The organism is Pseudomonas segetis (genome assembly GCF_900188155.1).
Taxonomy (GTDB): domain Bacteria; phylum Pseudomonadota; class Gammaproteobacteria; order Pseudomonadales; family Pseudomonadaceae; genus Aquipseudomonas; species Aquipseudomonas segetis.
Window position 1 is genome coordinate 816,623 of sequence record NZ_FZOG01000002.1, and the last position, 12,492, is coordinate 829,114.

12 protein-coding genes are annotated in these 12,492 nt (G+C 58.8%); 9 read left to right on the top strand and 3 right to left on the bottom strand.

Annotation, left to right across the window (positions count from 1 at the left end; genetic code table 11):
- Positions 1-10: 10 nt before the first annotated feature.
- Positions 11-3,529, bottom strand: coding sequence for a response regulator (locus CHB79_RS09670; RefSeq protein WP_089359703.1), 3,519 nt, complete (start codon positions 3,527-3,529; stop codon positions 11-13).
- A gap of 159 nt (positions 3,530-3,688) precedes the next feature.
- Positions 3,689-4,972, bottom strand: coding sequence for an acetyl-CoA C-acetyltransferase (locus tag CHB79_RS09675; protein ID WP_089359704.1), 1,284 nt, complete (start codon positions 4,970-4,972; stop codon positions 3,689-3,691).
- 231 nt (positions 4,973-5,203) lie between these two features.
- Between CHB79_RS09675 and CHB79_RS09680 the strand changes: the two genes are divergently transcribed.
- Entirely contained in the window at positions 5,204-6,556 is a 1,353-nt protein-coding gene (locus CHB79_RS09680; protein WP_089359705.1) for a 3-oxoacyl-ACP reductase, read from the top strand.
- A 51-nt stretch (positions 6,557-6,607) separates the two neighbouring features.
- Here CHB79_RS09680 and CHB79_RS09685 read toward each other — a convergent pair whose 3' ends face one another.
- The gene (locus tag CHB79_RS09685; RefSeq protein WP_089359961.1) at positions 6,608-7,600 is read right to left on the bottom strand and encodes an AraC family transcriptional regulator; all 993 of its coding nucleotides are present in this window, start codon (positions 7,598-7,600) and stop codon (positions 6,608-6,610) included.
- A gap of 220 nt (positions 7,601-7,820) precedes the next feature.
- Between CHB79_RS09685 and CHB79_RS09690 the strand changes: the two genes are divergently transcribed.
- From CHB79_RS09690 to CHB79_RS09725, 8 genes are all read left to right on the top strand, one after another.
- On the top strand, positions 7,821-8,678 hold the full coding sequence (locus CHB79_RS09690) for a MaoC family dehydratase (RefSeq protein ID WP_089359706.1): 858 nt from the start codon (positions 7,821-7,823) through the stop codon (positions 8,676-8,678).
- Between the two features lie 116 nt (positions 8,679-8,794).
- On the top strand, positions 8,795-9,100 hold the full coding sequence (locus tag CHB79_RS09695) for a nucleotide pyrophosphohydrolase (RefSeq protein ID WP_010489576.1): 306 nt from the start codon (positions 8,795-8,797) through the stop codon (positions 9,098-9,100).
- Positions 9,097-9,846, top strand: a complete 750-nt coding sequence (locus tag CHB79_RS09700; RefSeq protein WP_089359707.1) for a methyltransferase domain-containing protein — start codon at positions 9,097-9,099, stop codon at positions 9,844-9,846. Before CHB79_RS09695 ends, CHB79_RS09700 begins: the two co-directional genes overlap by 4 nt.
- Positions 9,847-9,858: 12 nt before the next feature.
- Positions 9,859-10,482, top strand: coding sequence for a DUF4136 domain-containing protein (locus tag CHB79_RS09705; RefSeq protein ID WP_089359708.1), 624 nt, complete (start codon positions 9,859-9,861; stop codon positions 10,480-10,482).
- A gap of 92 nt (positions 10,483-10,574) precedes the next feature.
- Entirely contained in the window at positions 10,575-11,138 is a 564-nt protein-coding gene (locus CHB79_RS09710; protein ID WP_089359709.1) for a DUF4136 domain-containing protein, read from the top strand.
- On the top strand, positions 11,138-11,626 hold the full coding sequence (locus CHB79_RS09715) for a GNAT family N-acetyltransferase (protein ID WP_010489571.1): 489 nt from the start codon (positions 11,138-11,140) through the stop codon (positions 11,624-11,626). The genes CHB79_RS09710 and CHB79_RS09715 overlap by 1 nt, the downstream gene beginning before the upstream one ends.
- Entirely contained in the window at positions 11,623-11,997 is a 375-nt protein-coding gene (locus CHB79_RS09720; protein ID WP_089359710.1) for a DsrE family protein, read from the top strand. The genes CHB79_RS09715 and CHB79_RS09720 overlap by 4 nt, the downstream gene beginning before the upstream one ends.
- Positions 11,994-12,452, top strand: a complete 459-nt coding sequence (locus CHB79_RS09725; protein WP_089359711.1) for a glycine cleavage system protein H — start codon at positions 11,994-11,996, stop codon at positions 12,450-12,452. The genes CHB79_RS09720 and CHB79_RS09725 overlap by 4 nt, the downstream gene beginning before the upstream one ends.
- The last annotated feature ends 40 nt before the right edge of the window (positions 12,453-12,492 follow it).

The window sequence follows — 12,492 nt, forward strand, 5'->3', positions numbered from 1 at the left end:
TACTTCGTATCTAGTCGCTGCATCGCTCGCGGATTATGTGTAGCGCACCAGAGAAGTCATAAGCCCGCATGGCACTGGCAAGCACATCGTAATCAGCCTTGAAGAAGATGCGCAGTTGCAGTGCATGTGCATCAAAAAACTTCCCGGCGCGCGGATCATCATCGATCAGTAAGAGTTCAAGCCTGGCGCACAGATCCCGCATCGCCGCCTCGTCTTGCGCTGACTCACTGGCCGCATCAAACTCTGGAAACTGCTTGCGGATCGCGCTCATCAGCTCGTGCAGGCTGTTTTGCACCCGCTGCAGCACCTCCTCCAAATCCTGGTGTTGGGCATCTTTGATTGCAGACTCCAACGCCATCGTTTGCACTTGCAAATCATTGGCGCCCAAATTACCGGCCAGGCCTTTCAGCGTGTGCGCCAATCGTTCGGCAACCTGCAGTTCACCAGCCTGGACGGCTGCCCGGATTTGCTCTGCAGCATCACTTTGACTGCTGGCGAACTTGGTCAACAGGCGTTGGTACAAACCGACCTTGCCAAGCACCCGGCGCAAACCGGTATCGCCATCGATTCCGGGTAGCCGCCAGCCTGCAACCACTGCCTGAGCCGCATTCGGCACCTTGTTCATATCGGCGGTTACGGGCGCCTTGGGAGCCGAGGGCTGGGTCAGTATCCAGCGCGTTAGAGTCGCCCAAAGCTCGCGAGGTTCGATGGGCTTACCAATATAGTCATTCATGCCAGCACGAATGCAGCGTTCGCGATCCTCAGGCAGCGCATTGGCGGTCATTGCTATCACTGGAAGCCTGGCAAAACGCGGCTCCTTACGGAGTGCAAAGGTTGCAGAAATCCCGTCAAGCACGGGCATCTGCATGTCCATCAAGACCAGTGAGTAATAGCCATCCGGATTGGCCCGCAGCTTGGTCAAGGCAATCTCGCCATGTTCGGCCTCGTCGACCTGCAGGCCGCTGCCTTCGGCCAGGCCAATCACTACCTCGCGGTTGAGTTCGTTGTCTTCAACCAGCAACACCCGATGGCCGCTGAAATCGGGCAGTTCCTCGCCACGCTGCGGGCGCACATCAAGATCGGCCAGATCCACATCGAAGCTGCGCAGCACCGCATCACGCAACAGAACGGGATTTACAGGCTTGAACAGCACATCATCAATGCCCACTGAATTGGCGCTGACCAACAGCTCTTCACGGCCATAAGCGGTAACCATCAGGATCTGCGGAGGATTTGGCAGGTCCAGCGCGCGCAGGCGGCGTGTGGTTTCGATGCCATCCATCATCGGCATTTGCCAGTCGATCAGCACCAACTCATAAGGCTCACCCTGGCGAATCGCCTCGGGGATCCGGCTAAGCGCCTGGGCACCTGACTCGACGACATCAACCACCATGCCCATATTGCCGAGCATGCCATCAAGTACCTGGCGAGCGGTGCTGTTGTCATCCACCACCAGGACTCGGCGGCCTTGTAGTTGGGCAGGCGGCTCAAGTGGCGCATCTTGCGCAAGCCCGATGCCAAAGGGTATCGAGCACCAGAACAAACTCCCCTTGCCCTGCTGGCTCTCGACGCCGACCTCCCCGCCCATGGCCTCGACCAGTTTTTTGCAGATGGCCAAGCCAAGCCCGGTGCCGCCGTATTTTCGAGTGGTCGAAGTGTCTGCCTGCTGGAACGACTGAAACAACCTGCCGATTTGTTCCTTGCTCATGCCAATGCCGGTGTCGCGCACCGCAAAGCAGACTTGCAGCTCCTTGGCGCGGCGCTGGTCGAGGCTTATTTGCAGCTCGACTTCGCCAGACTCGGTGAACTTGACCGCGTTGTTGCACAGATTGATCAATACCTGGCCCAAGCGCAGCGGGTCACCAATCAGGAACTGCGGCACTGCCGGATCGAGGTTAAAGACCAGCTCAAGGTTCTTTTCATTGGCTTTGTCGGCGATCAGGTTGGCGACATTTTCCAGCACCTGGCGCAGGTCGAAATCGATATGCTCGACATTCAGCTTGCCGGCTTCAATCTTCGAGAAATCCAGGATGTCGTTGATAATGCCCAACAAGTGCTGGCCGGACTGCTGGATCTTGTTCAGGTAATCGCGCTGCCGTGGAGACGGGTCGGCTCGCAACGCAAGGTGCGACATGCCGATAATGGCATTCATCGGGGTACGAATTTCGTGGCTCATGTTGGCCAGGAAGTCTGACTTCAGCCGCGCAGTATCCTCAGCCATCTCCTTGGCGGCCAAGAGCGCTTCCTCTGCCTGTTTGCGCGAGGTGATGTCACGGCTCACGCCAACCAAGCCGAGCAATGCGCCCTGATCGTCCTGAAAGGTCGTGCGCAAGGTATCGAACACCGCACGACGCCCATCCGGATAGCGCGCCCAGCCTTCGGTTTCAAATGCACCCTGGCGGGTCAGGGCAACCTTGTCGTGGCCGGCGCGGGCACTTGCCCACTCGGCACCGAGCAACTCGAGATCGCTCTTGCCGATGGCCTCTTCGGGTGTAATGCCAAACAATTCGGCGCAGGCCTGGTTAATCCCGCCGTAATGGCCTTTTTCATCCTTGAACCAGATAGGGTCCGGAATTGCATTGATCAAGGCAATCAGCGTGCGCCGCTGTAACTGAGCCTCTGCCTCTGCACGCTCGCGCTCGGAAATTTGCACGCTGAGCCGTCGGTTCCACACCAATACAAAGCCCATCAACAGCATGAGGCCGAGCAAATAGGGCCAGCCAACCACCAACAAACGCTGCCAGTTGAACTCGGTCAGTGCTGGCAACCAGTGGCCTTTGATAGTTGCAGTGTCTTGATCGGTGACTGTCTGCAGCGCCTTATCCAGAACCCGCTGCAGCTGTGGCGCGCTCTTGCGCACGGCGAATCTCAACTCACTGCTGCTTAATCCTGACTCGGCGCGGACCTCGATATTGGTCAGGTTGAGTTCACGAATCAGGTAGGTTGCAACGATCATATCGCCGACATAGGCGTCGACACGTCCGGATGACAATGCCTGCAATGCCTCAGCGGTATTGTCGACCCGCATCAGTCGGATACCCGGGACAGTTTCCTTGAGCCGCGACTCAATCAAATAGCCGCGCTCAACTGCAACTTCGTGCCTTTGCAAATCGGCCAGGGTTTGCAGATGCTCTTCCGAGCGGGTAAACACCAGGCTGCTGCTGACAATGTAGGGTTGGGTGAACAGCATGAAGGTGTCGCGCTCGGGCGAACGCACCACAGAAGGCAACACATCGACCTTATCGGTGCGCAAGGCGACCAGGGCGGCATCCCAGTTATCAAACGGCACCACCTCGACACGCATTCCCAACCGGCGGCTGATCAGTTGCAAGTACTCGCCACTGAGCCCGGTATAGCCACCTTGCTTGTCGATCACATCGAAGGGGGCCCAGCCATCACGCTCGACACCTACACGAATAACCGGGTGAGCCTTGACCCAAGCCCGGTCTTCCTCACTGAGCGGTACTTGCGCGGCCTGTACCGAAACGCACAGCAACCAGCACAGCAGCAACCCACCAATACGCACCATTGTTCGAATCCTTTGCCCAAGCCGTCCTTGAGTTGACTAGTTGCAGCTTAGACTCTGCGAGCGAAAACACCTGCCGCTCGCCAATAAATGCAGCCATAAAAAACGGCGCCATGAAAGGCGCCGCTTTTTGCCTGGAGATAGGTGCGCAGCGCACCCGTCTTATTTTTCCAGAATGGCCGTCACACCTTGTCCGCCAGCGGCGCAAATGGAGATCAAGCCACGGGCCTGGGTTTGCTCGGCAGCCGCCAGCAACTTGGCAAGATTGGCCACAATACGCCCGCCAGTTGCCGCGAATGGATGGCCAGCGGCCAGCGAACTGCCTTTGACGTTCATCTTGCTGCGATCGATCGAACCCAGGGGTTTATCCAGGCCCAGGCGCGTCTTGCAGTACTCGGGATCTTCCCATGCCTTGAGGGTGCACAAGACCTGCGCGGCAAAGGCTTCATGAATCTCGTAGAAGTCGAAGTCTTGCAAGCTCAGGTTGTTACGCGCCAACAGCCGAGGCACGGCGTAGACCGGTGCCATAAGCAGGCCCTCGGCGCCATCGACAAAATCCACCGCAGCGGCTTCACCATCACGCCAATAGGCCAGGATCGGTAGCCCACGAGCCTTCGCCCACTCTTCACTGGCGAGCAGCACCAGGGAAGCGCCGTCGGTCAGGGGGGTTGAGTTTGCCGCAGTCAGGGTACCGCGTGAGCTGCGCTCGAATACGGGCTTAAGGGTTGCGAGCTTTTCGATGTCGATATCGGGACGAAGGTTGTTATCGCGGGTCAGGCTGCGAAATGGCGTCAGCAAATCATCATGCCAACCCTCAGCGTATGCCGCCGCCATTTTCTGATGGCTTGCGACGGCCAGCTGATCCTGCTCATCGCGCGGAATCATCCATGTTTGCGCCATCAACTCACAGTGCTCGCCCATCGACAAGCCGGTGCGTGGCTCGCCATTGCGCGGCAGCGAGGGCGCCAAATGGCGGGGGCGGATTTTCAGCAGGGTCTTGATCTTGTCGGCGGTGGATTTGCTGCGATTGGCCTCGAGCAGAATCTTGCGCAAGCCCTCGTTGACCCCGATGGGCGCATCCGAGGTCGTATCGACACCTCCGGCGATGCCGCACTCGATCTGGCCCAAGGCAATTTTGTTGGCGACCAGTAGCGCTGCTTCAAGCCCAGTGCCACAGGCTTGCTGAATATCATAGGCCGGGGTTTGCGGGGACAGCAAAGAGCCCAGCACGCACTCACGCGTCAGGTTGAAATCCCGTGAATGCTTGAGTACCGCGCCAGCCACCACTTCGCCAAGACGCTCGCCATGCAGGTTGAAGCGCTCGACCAGACCACCCAGCGCGCTGGTGAGCATCTCCTGATTGCTGGCCGTGGCATATGCCGTATTGGAGCGTGCGAACGGGATACGATTGCCGCCGATAATGGCAACGCGACGCAGTTGGGTCATGAGTGACTCCTTGCGAAAATAAAGTTTGAGTGTCGCATAGGCTAGCCGGTAACCGCAGTTTCGCATTGACCAGCGCGCCAGCCCAATAAAGATTCAAGTCAATTGCTGCATACTGTTGTCACAGTAGAGTGAATAACTTCTGATGGCTAAAGAACTGTATCGCATTGCCTTTGCCAGCCGTTTTCAGAAGACCCTTAGCTCACTTCTTTGTTCAGCGTGCAGGAGCCTTTCATGTCTGACCGTTATCTCTCTTTCGCCAACTCAGCCACTGGCCGCCGCGTTGTCAGCGCCTTGGGCCTGCCCGCACCGCTAAGGCTGGAACGCTGGACAGCCGGGCGCAATCGTCCGGTCGATGGCGCCATACTGCTTAGCAGCGGCCCGATGAGCAAGGTTATCAGTGGCTTTGCCAACAAGCTCAGCGATCAAATATTTGCCAACGAAGAAGGCAGCTTCGACCTGCCACGCTGGACGGCAGAGCACTCGCCAAAACTCAAGGCGCTGGTGTTTGATGCCAGCGAGCTGACCCGTTTCGAGCAGCTCGGCGCACTGCGTGAGTTCTTCCAACCTGCCTTCAAGGGGCTGGGCAGTTGCCCCCATGTGGTGGTGATCGGCCGCCCACCGCAAAGTATCAAGGACCCTGTCGCGGCCAGCGTGCAGCGCTCGCTTGAAGGCTTTACCCGCTCACTGGGCAAAGAGATACGTCGCGGCGGCACAGTGCAACTGCTCTATGTCGGCAAAGGTGGAGAAACCCAGCTGGAGGGTGCGCTGCGCTTCTTCCTGTCGCCCAAAAGCGCCTACGTATCAGGCCAGGTGCTGCACCTGGGCGCCTGCAGCGCCGAGGTCAAGGACTGGACACGTCCACTGACGGGCAAGACCGCGCTGGTCACTGGCGCCTCGCGTGGCATTGGGGCGGCAATCGTCGAGACCCTGGCCCGAGACGGGGCCGATGTCGTCCTACTGGATGTTCCCGCCATGCAGGATGACCTTGAGGCCTTGGCGGCGCGCCTGGGCGGGCGCAGCATCGCACTGGATATCTGCGCCGAAAACGCTGCACAGATGCTGCTTGAAGCATTGCCCGAAGGTCTCGACATCCTGGTACATAACGCTGGAATTACCCGCGATAAAACGCTGGCGAAAATGAGCGACGGCTTCTGGAACTCGGTCATCAACGTTAACGTCAACGCCCCCCTGGCTCTCACCCAGGCGCTACTTGATGCGAACAAGCTGCATGAAGAGGCGCGCCTGGTGCTTATTTCCTCGATCAGCGGCATCGCCGGCAACATGGGGCAAACCAACTACGCAACCAGCAAGGCTGGGGTCATTGGCGTGACCCAGTCAATGGCCCCGGTCTTGGGCAAGCAGAACATCAGCATAAATGCAGTGGCGCCTGGTTTTATTGAAACGCAAATGACCGCCGCCATCCCGCTCACCTTGCGCGAAGCGGGCAGGCGCATGAACTCGATGGGCCAGGGAGGTTTGCCACAGGATGTAGCCGAAGCGGTGGCCTGGTTTGCCCAACCCACCTCAGGCGCAGTGACCGGCCAGGTCTTGCGGGTTTGTGGACAAAGCCTGCTGGGCGCCTGAGCCGCCAATGACTGGCGCGAACGCTTCACCTTGCCAGAGGTGAAGCGAGGCCTAGCTGCGCCCCCGGTTCCGAAACTCGACCGGGGTCAGGCCAACCCAGCGCTTGAATGCTCGATAGAAGGTGCTGGGTTCGGAGAAGCCGGTGAGTTCGACTATGACTTCGATACGCTCATCAGTATTGAGCAACAGGTCCTTGGCCAGGCGGCAGCGGTAATCACTGACCAAGTCATTGAAGCGCACACCGGAGGTGGTCAAGCGCTCGCGCAAACGCCGGCTTGTCATGCCCAGGCGCAGCGACACTTGCTCCAGGGTTGCACGGTTGTCAATCACCAGTTCGGCAATCAGCTCGCGCACGTTATTGACCAGGTCAATGCGCTCAATTTCAATCAACTTCCGTTGCGCCAATAGATCATGCATCTGCAGCAGTTCAGGCTGCGCCAGCGCCGATGACCTGTTCAGGATTGAGCTGTCAAACACCAAGGCATAACGCTCGCTTCCCAGGTATGCGGGGCAACCATACACCGCTCGATATTGCTCTGCCGATGCACCCCGTTGATGGGTGAAATGCACTTCGTAAAGGACAAACTCATCTTCTGTCAGGGCGTTGAACAATCGAATGACAGCCCCGGCCAGCACCTCCGCAAAGTGACGCGACAGGTCGCTGGCTGCCGCCAAGGTCAGGACCGCGCGGTCGCCTTCGACATCGAGGCGGGCATTCAAGGTATCGGAAAGCAGGCGTATGTAACGCAAGGCATGGCGCAGCCCTGCGCCGAAGGTTTCACTCGAGAAAAACAAGTACTCCAGCAACAGGCCCTGGTAGACAGGCAGGTGCTGGACAAGAAACAAACCCGCGTGTTCTTCGCCCGTCTCATCAATCACCGCCTGCCAAAACAAGGCTTGAAGCGCGTGAGGAAAACGCTTGGGGGGCAGCTCCCCTGCTTGCAGACCAATGCGTGCCAGGACGTTGGCAGGATCAGTCCCGCTGGCTTGTAATGCGGCGATTACCGGCCGCATCAACGCAATATCATCCGTAAGATCGCGCATGCTCATGACTTCTTATGACTGTGTGATACCAGCGCTGCATCTCGATGCAGCTTTGCCAGGCCGGTTCAAGCAGGCATCTTGCATCATTACCGAACGGTTGAGGCCAAACTATTGTCCAACCACCTGTTGACTGGCATGACAGGCGCTTGAGCGAAGTGGCCAATGCTTGAGGCTTGGCAGCCACTAAGCTGCTGACAACGTTTAAATGAGGCGCATACTAATGACGATCCAATGGCGTGACCTTGATACCGTGTCGGCACATCCGGGGCTGTACCTGCAGGCGGTATTGCACCGCAGCGTCACGGGCAAGACGCTGCCGGATCTCGGCCTGCGCGCACAAATCACCATCGATCCGCGCAACCTGGCGGACTATCGAAAAGTCTGCGGTGTTGTCGAGTCCAGCCTGTTGCCTCCAGCCTACCCGCATGTGCTCGCATTCCCCCTGCAATTGAGACTGCTCACCGACAAGCGTTTCCCCTTCCCCTTGCTCGGCCTGGTTCACCTGGAAAATAGTATCCAGGTATTACGCCCGCTCGCGGGGCTTGGCCCGTTCACCATCAGCGTGCATGCCGAAAACCTCAAGCCCCACGACAAAGGCGCCGTATTCAGCATCATCACCCGCCTGGAAGACCAACTCGGCCTGCTTTGGCAAGGCGACAGCCGGATCCTGTGTCGCGGCGTCAAGCTCGATGCCAGCCCAGAAGCCGCACCGGAGTTGGAGGACATGCAACTGAACGAGATCGCGCACTGGCATGCGCCAAGTGATATTGGCCGACGCTATGCAAAGGTTTCTGGCGACTACAACCCTATCCACATGTCGGCACTGAGCGCCAAGCTGTTTGGTTTCCCGCGGGCAATCGCCCATGGCCTGTGGAACAAGGGCCGCGTGCTGGCCGAGTTGGCCAACCAGCTTCCAGACAGCGGTTACCAGCTTTATGTGCGCTTCAAAAAACCGCTGCTGCTGCCTGGCGACGTTATCCTCAAAGCCAGCGCCAATGCTCCAAGCGGGCAGTTCGTACTCAGCGGGAGCGATGGGGGGCCGCACTTGCAAGGGCAATGGCAGCCCCTAGACGGCTAACCCATGCCGCGCTGTGCAATCACGGCCCATGCCGGTGTTTCCTGAGCGGCGCGCCAAAGCGCGCTTGCACAGTCTCAAGATCCATCACAAGCTACGCGCCTTGAAAGGAGCGCAGCATGAACATCACCGAACTCACCCGCCGCCTGCACGCTATTCGTGATCACAACGACTGGCGCCAATTTCACAGCCCTAAAAACCTGGCGATGGCCGCCAGTGTCGAAATGGCCGAGCTGGTTGAAATTTTCCAGTGGCTGAGCGAACAGCAATCCCGCGAGCTGCCCAGTGATGTACTCGAACACGCCGGGCAGGAAGTGGGCGATATCATTCTGTATCTTGTGCTGCTGTGCAGCGAGTTGGGGTTGGACATGGACCAGGTCGTACGCGCCAAGCTGGCCGACAGCGAGAGGCGGTTCTCGGCATGAAGGACCGGCATTTTGATGAGCTCGCCACCCGCTTTGCCGAGAAAATCTACGGCGGCGCCAAAGGTGCAATTCGCCTTGCTGTCTTGCAGGCCGACCTTGCCGAATCCCTGCCCGAACGCCCATTGCGGGTGCTGGATATTGGCGCGGGGTTGGGCCATATGTCCTTGTGGCTGGCGCAGCGCGGCCATCAGCTGACCTTGGCCGAGCCTGCCGAACCGATGCTGAACGGCGCCCGCGAGCGATTCGCCGAGGCCGGTATCGAGGCCACTTTCATCCAGGCGCCCTGGCAAGACCTGCTTGGCCAGGGTCATCAACCTTATGACCTGGTTATTTGCCACGCAGTGCTGGAATGGCTGGCCGAACCACAAGCCATTCTACCGGTGCTGCATCAGCTCACTGCGCCGGGAGGCTGGTTGTCGCTGGCCTTTTATAACAAGGATGCCTTGATCTACCGCAACCTGCTCAAAGGGCATTTTCGCAAGCTACGCAAAGCCGAGTTTTCCGGTGAAAAACAAAGCCTGACACCACAACGCCCGGTTGACCCGCATGAACTCGCAACGCAACTTAGTCAGGACTGGCAAGTCGAAATACAAAGTGGCGTAAGGGTTTTCCACGACTACATGCCACGGGATTTTCAGCTAAAGGCAGAACTCATCGACCTTTTAGAGATGGAACTCGCTTACCGACGGCACCCGACATTTTCAGGTTTAGGTCGCTACCTGCACTGGATCTGCCGTCCACGTTAAAGGAGTCGCATGATGAAGCATGCAGTAACCTTGATCTTGAGCCTGACAGCGCTGCTTGCCCTGGCTGGTTGCCAGTCCAGCAACCCGTATCAAGCGTCCTCCAAGCCATTGCCGCCTGCGCCGGTGCAAGCAGCCGGGCATGTCGACCTGAGCGCCTATCCCGCCCCTCCACGGGACTACGGACGCTATCGCAGCTGGGCCTGGGCCAATAAGCAGCTCCCCGCCGGCAGCGCTTGGGCGAGCAGTGAAATGATCGGCAGCGCAGTGAGCAATAGCCTCGACCGCGCCGGTCTACGTCCGGTTCAAAGCGGTAAAACCGCTGATTTGTGGGTCACTGCCAGCGTGCGCCTGGAAACCCGCCTGCGCCAGGCCTACGATCAAGGAGGGGTCTACTACGGGACTGGCAGCGGCTATTATGATCGCTATGATCGATACGGCGCTTATGGCAGCGTGCCCATAGTGCGCACCTATCAGGAAGAAGTTGCTGTGGTGCGAATTGATCTTTTCGACAGCCGCGACGGCCAACCCATCTGGAGCGGCTCGGCCACGGCGCTCAGCGGCAACGATGAAAGCGAACGCAGTAAAGCCCTGCGCGAAGCCACGAATAACGCGCTCTCAAGCTATCCGCCAAATTGAACGGCTCAGTTTCAAGACCGACTGTTTCGCCAGGTGGCCAAGGCCAGACTTGCATGCATCAATAAACCTTAAGTTACTGCCGGAGACACGCAATGAAACGCCATTTGTTATTACTCGCCAGTATCTTGCTGCTTGGCGCCTGCCAGAGCATCCAGGTTGATCGCGACTACGACACCAACCGTGACTTTGCCAGCTACCGGAGCTGGTCGTGGAAAACCCCTGCCCTGACCTACTCGCCAGATGATCCACGCATCAAGAGCGACCTGACAGAGCAACGCATCCGTGATGCGCTAAAGGACCAGTTTGAGCAACGAGGCTTACGCGCGGCACCGGCCAACACCCAGGGCGATCTCAGCGTCCAGGTTGCGCTTATCGTAGACGACCGGCAAAACCTGTACACAACCAACTACGGCGGAGGCTGGAATAACGCCTGGGGTGGTGGCTACTGGGGCGGACCGATCTACACCGAAACCCAGACGGTCGACTACAAGGTCGGCACCTTGCAGGTAGACCTCTACGACGGCAAGGACAACAAACTGGTATGGCGCGGCAGCGCACAGCAAGTCATGCCGCGCAATACCCTTAGCCCAACCGAGCGCGAAGCCGCGATCCGCGAAACCGTGGCCAAGGTGCTCAGCCAATACCCTCCGCATTGATGATCACCCCTCATCGACTCAGCCACCGACCTGCCGAGGCGCGTGACCTGCTCATCATTGCCACCTTTATGCAGAGTGCCGAAGAACTGTTCTACAGCTATCCCAAGGCGAGCTGGCCACTCACGCCGGCTCAGGTCGCCGATGCAATCGACAAACGCTGCGGCAGCACGGTTGTCTTGCTCAACGATGAAGTAGTCGGCTTTGCCAACTATTATCAATGGCAGGAAGGCCTCTATTGCGCGCTCGGCAATGTGATGGTGGCGCCCAATGCCCGTGGCAAGGGCATCGCGCGCCACCTGATCATGATCATGGAGGAGCAGGCACGCACCCAGTTGCGCGCCAAGCGTATGCGCCTGTCATGCTTCAACGGCAATACCGCAGGCCTGCTGCTCTACAGCCAACTGGGATATAAGCCCTACGCCATAGTCGAGCGCGAAACCCCAGACGGCATGCGCGCCGCATTAATCCAGATGGACAAAGCCTTATGAGCAACACAACCGCTCAGCGCGTCTTGATAGTAGTCACCAGCGGGCCAAGCACGGCAGCACGTTGCGCCGCGCCGTTCTACACCGCCACCCTGCTGGCCTGCATGGACGCGCAAGTGACTGTCTTCCTCAGCGGCGAGGCGGCACAGCTGGCGCAAGCCGAGGTGGCCGACAACCTTTATGCCGCCGCAGATGGCGAGTCCGTCAGGCACTTTATCCAGCAGGCCAAGAGCGCAGGCGTACGCTTGTTGATGTGCCGGGCGCCGGGCCTTGTGATCGACGAAAGTGGTCTTATCCCCGAGCTGGATGACATCGCCAGCGGCGGCGAGCTGGCCCAGATGATTCTTGAGTACGAAAAAGTCCTGAGCCTATGAAACTGAACACCCTGGAGTTCCCCGATAACCTGCTCTATGCCCCGGACCACAACCTCTGGCTGCGCGAGGAAACCGACGCCACGCTAACCATTGGCCTCAGCGCTTATGGCTGCGCCAGTTACGGCCAGATATTCGCCTTCACCCCCAAGCGGGACGGCCAGGTCATTGAGGCGGACCGCAGCTTTGGTATCGTCGAATTCGCCAAGGCGGCGTCCTCTGCCCGCTCCCCCATCGCCGGCATCCTGATTGCCAGTAATAGCGAAGTAGTGCGTCGCCCGGCGCTAATCAACCAGGACTGCTACGGCGCAGGCTGGATGATTCGCCTGCAACCCAATGATTGGACCAGCGCCCGCCAGCAACTGCTGACCGGCGATGCAGCCCTGGCCGCCTTCGCCGAACGCATGCGCCTGGATGGCTTCAACCCGGATGATAACGGCGTTCAAGCACTGCGCTGAACTGACCCATTGCGTAACCTGCCATTCGACTGATGAATGC

What these genes read in the sequence shown, in the direction of transcription:
- CHB79_RS09670 (WP_089359703.1), bottom strand. Translation starts at nt 3,529, where the DNA reads ATGGTGCGTATTGGTGGGTTGCTGCTGTGCTGGTTGCTGTGCGTTTCG.
- CHB79_RS09675 (WP_089359704.1), bottom strand. Translation starts at nt 4,972, where the DNA reads ATGACCCAACTGCGTCGCGTTGCCATTATCGGCGGCAATCGTATCCCG.
- CHB79_RS09680 (WP_089359705.1), top strand. Translation starts at nt 5,204, where the DNA reads ATGTCTGACCGTTATCTCTCTTTCGCCAACTCAGCCACTGGCCGCCGC.
- CHB79_RS09685 (WP_089359961.1), bottom strand. Translation starts at nt 7,600, where the DNA reads ATGCGCGATCTTACGGATGATATTGCGTTGATGCGGCCGGTAATCGCC.
- CHB79_RS09690 (WP_089359706.1), top strand. Translation starts at nt 7,821, where the DNA reads ATGACGATCCAATGGCGTGACCTTGATACCGTGTCGGCACATCCGGGG.
- CHB79_RS09695 (WP_010489576.1), top strand. Translation starts at nt 8,795, where the DNA reads ATGAACATCACCGAACTCACCCGCCGCCTGCACGCTATTCGTGATCAC.
- CHB79_RS09700 (WP_089359707.1), top strand. Translation starts at nt 9,097, where the DNA reads ATGAAGGACCGGCATTTTGATGAGCTCGCCACCCGCTTTGCCGAGAAA.
- CHB79_RS09705 (WP_089359708.1), top strand. Translation starts at nt 9,859, where the DNA reads ATGAAGCATGCAGTAACCTTGATCTTGAGCCTGACAGCGCTGCTTGCC.
- CHB79_RS09710 (WP_089359709.1), top strand. Translation starts at nt 10,575, where the DNA reads ATGAAACGCCATTTGTTATTACTCGCCAGTATCTTGCTGCTTGGCGCC.
- CHB79_RS09715 (WP_010489571.1), top strand. Translation starts at nt 11,138, where the DNA reads ATGATCACCCCTCATCGACTCAGCCACCGACCTGCCGAGGCGCGTGAC.
- CHB79_RS09720 (WP_089359710.1), top strand. Translation starts at nt 11,623, where the DNA reads ATGAGCAACACAACCGCTCAGCGCGTCTTGATAGTAGTCACCAGCGGG.
- CHB79_RS09725 (WP_089359711.1), top strand. Translation starts at nt 11,994, where the DNA reads ATGAAACTGAACACCCTGGAGTTCCCCGATAACCTGCTCTATGCCCCG.